Annotated in this window: 6 protein-coding genes and 1 pseudogene; 4 read left to right on the top strand and 3 right to left on the bottom strand. The window is 21.4% G+C overall.

Annotated features, from left to right (window positions below; all coding sequences use genetic code 11):
- Positions 1–99 precede the first annotated feature (99 nt).
- A complete protein-coding gene (locus T523_RS03740; protein WP_042707588.1) occupies positions 100–798 on the bottom strand; it encodes a CPBP family intramembrane glutamic endopeptidase in 699 nt (232 codons plus the stop codon).
- Between the two features lie 754 nt (positions 799–1552).
- On the opposite strand from T523_RS03740, the gene T523_RS03735 reads away from it, so the two are divergent.
- The 3 genes from T523_RS03735 to T523_RS08990 all read left to right on the top strand — a co-directional run bounded on the left by T523_RS03735 (position 1553) and on the right by T523_RS08990 (position 3454).
- Positions 1553–2179, top strand: a complete 627-nt coding sequence (locus T523_RS03735; RefSeq protein WP_042707587.1) for a TetR/AcrR family transcriptional regulator — start codon at positions 1553–1555, stop codon at positions 2177–2179.
- The gene (locus T523_RS09275) at positions 2180–3205 is read left to right on the top strand and encodes a DUF116 domain-containing protein (RefSeq protein ID WP_052334633.1); all 1026 of its coding nucleotides are present in this window, start codon (positions 2180–2182) and stop codon (positions 3203–3205) included.
- Positions 3206–3298: 93 nt separating this feature from the next.
- Positions 3299–3454, top strand: coding sequence for a hypothetical protein (locus tag T523_RS08990; protein WP_156929590.1), 156 nt, complete (start codon positions 3299–3301; stop codon positions 3452–3454).
- Positions 3455–3857: 403 nt separating this feature from the next.
- On the opposite strand, the gene T523_RS03725 is transcribed toward T523_RS08990, so the two are convergent.
- Both T523_RS03725 and T523_RS03720 read right to left on the bottom strand, forming a co-directional pair.
- Positions 3858–4826, bottom strand: coding sequence for an alpha/beta hydrolase (locus T523_RS03725; RefSeq protein ID WP_042707586.1), 969 nt, complete (start codon positions 4824–4826; stop codon positions 3858–3860).
- A 775-nt stretch (positions 4827–5601) separates the two neighbouring features.
- Entirely contained in the window at positions 5602–6732 is a 1131-nt protein-coding gene (locus T523_RS03720; RefSeq protein ID WP_042707585.1) for a cation diffusion facilitator family transporter, read from the bottom strand.
- 361 nt (positions 6733–7093) lie between these two features.
- Here T523_RS03720 and T523_RS09420 point away from each other — a divergent pair.
- Positions 7094–7260, top strand: a pseudogene (locus tag T523_RS09420) (IS5/IS1182 family transposase); the annotation flags it as partial.

Raw genomic sequence — 7260 nt, 5'->3', positions numbered from 1 at the left:
TTGTTTTTTATTATAATTAGGTTTTAATTGTTTTTAATAATTTTTTTAATTCAATATAACTATTTATTTTTTAAAGGTATCTAAAAATTTTTTATATTTTTAAATACCAATAATTTCTAATGCAAATATTGAAAAATCAATAAGTAAATGTAGGATATATGCAACAAGTAAATTTTTTGTTCTTAAATAGGAATAAGCTAAAAATAATGAACCAAAACCTATAGTAATTAATGAGTAAAATGCATCACCATATGTGCTAGTGTGCATTAATCCAAAAACAATTAAACAAAAGATTGTTCCAATAATTATACTTAAATTTCTATTAGCTGTATATTTATAACTTAAATATAATAATGATATAAAAGGAATAAATCTTAATATTTCTTCCCATAATAATTGTATGAATACAAAGATTAAATCAAATATATTATAATTTAGCCATGAATTATCATAACCACTGATTCCTATATCACCAAGTAAGCTTGATAGAGTTAAAGTTAATATTCCATCACAAATTAAACAAAATAGAATAACCCATATGTCATTAATTTCTGGTTTTTTAAATATTTCTTTCCAATGACCTTTAAAAGCATATAATGGGATTATAATACTAACAAGAACTACAATTATTGTAGATAAATCACTTTCTCCAAATGATGTTGAACATAATAATAATATTATTGATCCAATTATAAGGAGAATCCATTTATTCTTCGATATTTTTGGATTATCCATAAAGAAAGGAAACTCTGTATTTTTCCTTTCTAATCCAATATTTTTTATTTTTTCATAAAACATGTTTCACCATTTGAAATTATAAATTAAATATTGGCAACTAACTTTTTTTTTTAAAAACTATAATAAATTCTTAAAAATACCTTATTTTGTATAAAATCAAGTATTTTATTTAGTTTAGTTTTATTAAAATTTTTTTCTAAAAAAAGATTAAAATTTATATTTATTTAAAAAATTAATAAACAATATTTAATTTATAAAGTATTTTTTTACTATGTAATATATTTTTTACATGGTATAAATATGTATTGATATTATGAATATTTTGATTTAATAAGGATAAAAGAAAGTTTATAAATTGATAAATTACATTTAAAGAATTTTAATTAAAAATAGATTTCTTGAAATTGTACTTTTTTAATAATATAAATGGTATTTTATATTTAATTAAAATTTTACTTAGTTTATATATTTTACTTGTTTTATTTTTTTATTATTAATTCTTAATTTTCTTAGTTTATCTTGCTTTTTTGGTTTATTATTTAATATTTTTTTATTATTTATTTTTTTGATTATTTAAAGATTATTTATATTTAATTAAATGCTTATTTAAGTTTATTAATAAATAGCTTTGTTGAAATCCTCAAAAACTTTTGAATAAATTTTCTTAAAATTGATTTTAAAGCATTAATTATTGTTTAAATTTTTATAAAAAATAGTTTTCAACAAACTCTAATAAATTAAAAAATTTATTAAAATAATTAATTTTATATATTATTAAAAAAATAATATACCTAACGAATGGTAGGTTGTTTTTATGAATACTAAAGAAAAAATTTTTGAAGTTGCTTTAAATCAATTTTCAAAAAAAGGTTATGATTCAGTATCCCTTAGAGAAATTGCAGAAGAAGTAGGAATTAAAAAAAGTTCAATATATAGTCATTATCCATCAAAAGAAGCAATATTAATGGATATATTTGAATACTTCACAAATCTCTTTAAAGAAGATGAATTACTTAATAGTAAAGAGTTCCTACTAAGTAAAGATAATAAAATATTAATTGAAAATCCAGAAATATTTTATCATAAAGGATCTGAAGCTTTTAAAGAATTATTATCTAGTAAAAGAAATTTAAAAATTTGGAAATTAATATTTATACAAATGAATTATAATGAAACTATAAGGTTATTCTTCCAAAATGAAATTCTTGTTAAACCATTAGTTTTTTGGAATGAATTTTTCACTATTTTAAAAGAAAAAGGTATTATACGTAAAGATTCTAATCCAAAATTTTTAGCTAAAGAATATTATAGTTTTCCGATTTATTTATTATTAGAAATCTGTGCAAAATATGATGATATTCCTCAAAGTTCAATAGATAATCTGTTTAAAGAATCAGAAGAACATGCTAAATTTATATTGAACTCTGTTAAGGTGAAGTAAATGGATGAAATAATTTTTCCTTATAAATTAAATGAAGATTATTATATTAAAATAAAAATTTTTTGTGATGAATTCTTAGAATTCTCTAGAAAATTTAATTTTAGAGATGATGAGGAAATATTGGAAGCATTGTGTATTGGAGTTTACTGGTATATTTATGGTACAACTGCAATGGATTTAAATAATAATATTCATAAAGCATTAAGCAATTTATCAGAATATCGTAGGGCATTTCCTGAAGATAAACTTTTTATTGATGAATTAAGAGGTAAACTTTTAACAAAATTTTTATTTAAACCTTTTAAGAAGAATTATAATAATTTAAATAAAGAAAATTTAAATCTACTTATAAATTTTTTAGAAGCAACAGGAGACTATGTAGATCAAATACCTCATTTTAAAAACTTTAGTCATGACTTAGATGATTGTCTTAAAATAACTAAATGGTTTTATGAAAATAGTGGAAAATACCTTGGTGAGTATACTAATAACTTAGAGAAATATCTTAATAATAATAGAGATACTCATTTAATGAAGGAAGATATTATATTTTATCATGGTCATGAACTTGAATATCATTTAAATATGTTAGGTGCAGAAATAATGAATAGAATATTTAAGGATGATTATGATAAAAGAAAAAGAAAAGCATTAATATTGCCATCATGTATGAATTCTAATAATAGTAAATGTAAAGCAAAAAACAGTAGATTAGGTCGTATTTGTTCATTTTGTAATTCTCATTGTAATGTATATAAAATATGTAAAAATAATCCAAACCATGAAGTTTATATAATATCTCATGAATCAACAGCATTTAATGGTGTAAAAAAAGAGGATATGGAAGAATTAAGTATTATTGGTATTACTTGTGTATTAAATCTTATTTCTGGAGGATGGAAATCTAGTAATTTATCAATTCCTCCACAATGTGTATTGTTAGATAATGTAGCTTGTAAAAATCATTGGTTAAAAGAGGATATTTATGCTAAAATAAATAATGAAGAGTTAAAATTAAAACTTTAATAGTTTATATTGTTGTTTTTTTTCTTAAAGATATGATTTACGAATTTAACCATTATTAAATGAATATATTAAATTTGAAGAGGTGGAATTATAATGGCTGAAGAATTATTTGAAACATTTGGGGCAGGTAATATTCCTAAATTAAGAGAAATTATTTCTTCTTTATCTGAGGAAGAACAAGAAGAAATTTTGAATATGTCTACTGAAGAATTTGTAAAATGGGAAAAAGAGCATGGATTAAAAGTTTAATTCAATGAATAAAAGGATTTATATCTTATATTCATTTCAATTAATAATTTTGAATAGTTTAGAATATTTATATTTAATCTTTTGTTAAATTTTTTATTTTCTTTTTTTAAATTAGATAATTCATTTTTTTATTATTTATATATACTATTTTTTATTATCTTATTTTCACTTATCATTACATTATTCTTTCCATTATATTTAAAAATAGTTATATTTCTTATGAATTTCTATTTTCCACTTTTATATATTGAAGAATAAAAAAATATTGAGGTAATTTAATTTGTAAATAATATATTTATTGGAAAATTAAAAACTTAAAAATAAATAATTAAAAATTTAAATAAAATAGAAAATTAGGTTTTAATAAAAATTAAAAGGAGATAAAAAAATTAATAAAAAATATTTATAAATTATCTATATAAAATTTTTCAATCTTATCAAATGGAATGACATCTAGATTATCATATAAATCTACATGTACAGCACCTGGAATAATATATAATTCTTTATTGTCTCCAGATAATTTTTCAAAACAATCTTTACTAAAGTAACATGAATGTGCCTCTTCACCATGTATCATTAAAATTGGACTTTTAATTTCAGATCCGAATCTTAATATTGGAGTGTTGATTAATGATAATGAAGAAGTAATATTCCAACCATCATTAGAATTTAATGAACGTTTATGATAACCACGTTCAGTTTTATAATAATCATGATATTGTTTTACAAAAAGAGGTGCATCTTCAGGTACAGGATCTACAACTCCACCTGCTCTTTTATAAGTACCATTTTTAAAATCTTCAGTTCTTTGATTATTTAACTCCTTTTTCATTTCATATCTTCCATTTTCATCAACAGAATCAAAGTAACCATAAGCTGTTACTCTAGGCATATCATACATTGTTGATGTAACAGTAGCTTTAATTCTAGTATCAATAGCTGCTGCATTAAGAGCCATTCCACCCCAACCACAAATTCCTAAAATTCCAATTCTTTCAGAATCTACATTATCTTGAACAGATAAGAAATCTACAGCTGCTTGGAAATCTTCAGTATTAATATCAATAGATGCTACATAACGTGGATTACCTCCACTTTCTCCAGTAAATGATGGATCAAAAGCAATGGTTAAAAATCCTCTTTCAGCTAATATTTGAGCATATAAACCAGAAGATTGTTCTTTAACAGCACCAAAGGGTCCAGATATTGCAATAGCTGCTAATTTACCTTCATAATTCTTAGGTTCATATAAATCTGCAGCTAAAGTTATACCAAATCTATTTGTAAATGTAACCTTTTTATGATTTACCTTATCACTTTTTGGAAATACTTTATCCCATTCACTTGTTAATTCTAATTTTTTACCCATATTATCACCATAATAAATTTTAAAATATTAAAAATTTTATAAAAAAATACAAATTCAATTAATTTTATAATGTATATAAAAATTTTATTTTATATCTATTTATTTTTAAAAATTCATAAATTTATTTAAAATAAAATTTATAATTTTAATTTTTTGTTAAATATATATTTGTGAATTTAAAATCTTTACAGTTGTAATTGTACTATAATCTTTTTTTTAAAAGTTTCATGACTGTTTCAAGAATTTTAATTTCTTTATCATTCATATAAACACTTTTTAAATTAATTATTTTAAAATTAATTTAAAAAATATAATGACTGACTGGTCAGTATAATACATAATTTAAAAGTTATTATATATAAAGGTTTGTAATAAAAATGACTTTGTTGAAATCCTCAAAAGTTTTATAATAAACTTTCTTAAAAATTGTTTTCAAGTATTAACTAAGCTTGAATTTTTATAAAAAATAGTTTTTAATAGAATCATAAAAATAATATAATTATTTAAAAAATGAGAATACAGTTTTAATTTTTCATTAATATACGATTTAAGAATATATATTAAATTTAAAAAAAATATAATTTTAAGATTAAACTTTAAAATTATAAATTTGGAAGAGTTTTGTAATATTTAAAAAACTATTAAAGGTTTAAATGCTTTGTTGAAATCCTCAAAATCTTTTGAATAAATTTTCTTAAAATTGATTTTCAAACATTAATTATAGTTTAAATTTTTATAAAAAATAGGAATTCAACAAATCGGTTTAAATTCTAATTTATTCTGTTAAATCAATATCCGATACAATATCAATATGATAATTTGGATAAAGTTCTTTGACTTCTTTTTTAAGTATTTCAATACCTTCTTTATGATCAATATCAAAACTCATAACAACATCAAAGCGTATTTCTTTTTTATCAAGATTTACAAAGAATCCATGAACTTGTAGTGCCCAATTATGGTTCATTACTTTTTCCATTATATTATTACGTATATTTCCTATTTCATCATTCTGAGTATTATATGAGTAAACGCCCACACCTGTAAGGATAACTCCCATTTTGTTTAATAATTTTCTTTGTAATCTACGAGTTAATATATCTACTTCTTCAACAGTCATTGTATCAGGTAGTTCAATATGAACTGAAGCATAATTTTTATCAGGTCCATAATTATTTATAAATAAATCATAAGCCCCTCTAACTTCAGGTTCTCCTGTTATTAATTTCTTAATTTTAATTGCAGTCTCTGGATCTGCACGTTTTCCAAGAATATCATTTAAGGTATCAATAATCATTTCAATACCTGCTTTAATAATTACAAGTGAAATAAGTACACCTATATATGCCTCTAATGAAATACCTGTATATATGTAAATAAATGCTGATAAAAGTACTGATAATGATAATACTGCATCAAATGTAGCATCTGCTCCAGATGCTATAAGTGCTCCAGATTTTGCAGTTTCTCCTCTATGTTTTACATATGCACCAAGTACGAGTTTTACTAAAATAGCAACAGCAATAATTACAAGAGTTAATGTACTATAATCTGCTGGTGTTGGTGTAATTATTTTTTTTATAGACTCTACAATAGATGTAATACCTGCATATAATACAATTGCTGCTACAATCATAGCACTTAAATATTCAATTCTTCCATATCCAAGTGGGTGTTCTTTATCTGGTTCTTTAGATGCTAATTTATTTCCGATAATTGTAACTACAGATGATAATGCATCAGATAAATTGTTTACAGCATCAAGTGTTACTGCAATAGAATTTGACATAATCCCTGCCATAGCCTTAAATGCAGCAAGAGCTATATTTACAAGTATTCCTATTACACTTGTTTGTACAATTATTTTATCTCTATTTTCTTTTTGTTTTATATTATTATCAATCATTAAGGTTTTCTCCATTTTTTTAAAATTAAATATTAATAAGTTATACTTTTAAACAAGTTATATAATTTATTTAAATCTATTTATTAATAAATTTATTAACATTGTTGAAATTTATTTTTGATTTAATTGTGTTGATGTTTTTAATTTTTCATTAAATACGAATTTTAATATAAAAAAATTTAGGGGCCTGAATTTTTGACTTGTTTTTGAGCCCTAATTTTTCTTATTTTTATAGTTTTAATTATTGTATATTCTTGTTTTGTAATAATACAATTGGAAAATTAGTAATTTAATAAAAAAAGGTCGTTTAAACCAATAAATTTAAATAATAAGTGCAACAAATATATATTTGGCGAAAAAAATGTTCCACAATCTAAATCTTGATAAAAACGACCCAAATTATATTATGTTGGACAAAATATTTAAAATTATTGGTTCTAGAAAATCAAAACAAATATTTTCATCTAATGGTTTTAAAAACCTTAAAAAATTAGATACAGTAATCAAAACACAATTTATAAGCATGTT

Origin of the sequence: Methanobrevibacter wolinii SH (assembly GCF_000621965.1) — an archaeon.
Lineage (GTDB): Archaea > Methanobacteriota > Methanobacteria > Methanobacteriales > Methanobacteriaceae > Methanarmilla > Methanarmilla wolinii.
Note: the sequence above shows the minus strand (reverse complement) of the source record. Positions and strands in the feature narration are given on the sequence as shown.